The sequence below is a fragment of the Alcanivorax sp. HI0083 genome (assembly GCF_001635175.1).
The window spans coordinates 1-602 of sequence record NZ_LWFX01000538.1 but is presented as its reverse complement, the minus strand read 5'-3'; the positions used below and the strand labels follow the sequence as shown (position 1 = coordinate 602).

Sequence of the window (602 nt, the reverse complement as noted above, 5' to 3'; positions counted from 1 at the left end):
CCGCCCAGCTACATGGGGCCGTTGCTGGACTGGATTGAACAAACACAACCGCCCCTGAAAGTGCGTTCCTGGACTTTGGGCGGCGAGGCTTTCACCCGGGAAACCTTCGAACGCATGCAGCAGGTGTTAAAACCGCAGCGCATTCTCAACGGTTACGGTCCTACCGAAACCGTGGTCACCCCGATGCTGTGGGCCGCCTACGAAGGCGACACCCTGACCAGCGCCTACGCGCCCATCGGCACCGCCGTGGGGCCGAGAAAGTTGTATGTGCTGGATCAGGATCTTAACCGGGTGCCGGTCGGCGTCGCCGGGGAACTGTATATCGGCAACGAAGTGGGCCTGGCCCGTGGCTACCATCAGCGCCCGGACCTGACGGCGGAGCGTTTCCTGCCAGACCCGTTCGGCGAACCCGGCGAGCGCATGTATCGCACCGGGGACCTGGTGAAGTACCGGGACGATGGCGTAATGGAATACCTGGGCCGGGTGGATCAGCAGGTGAAGATCCGCGGCTTCCGTATTGAGCTGGGGGAAATTGAAAGCCGGCTGCTGGGCCATGAACAGATCCGTGAGGCCGCTGTGGTGGCGCAGCCATCGCCGACGGG

The 602-nt window shown here is 63.3% G+C and carries 1 protein-coding gene; it reads left to right on the top strand.

Annotation, left to right across the window (positions count from 1 at the left end; translation table 11 throughout):
- The coding region (locus A3754_RS05505) for an AMP-binding protein (protein ID WP_156496830.1) at window positions 1-602 on the top strand (602 nt) is incomplete at both ends.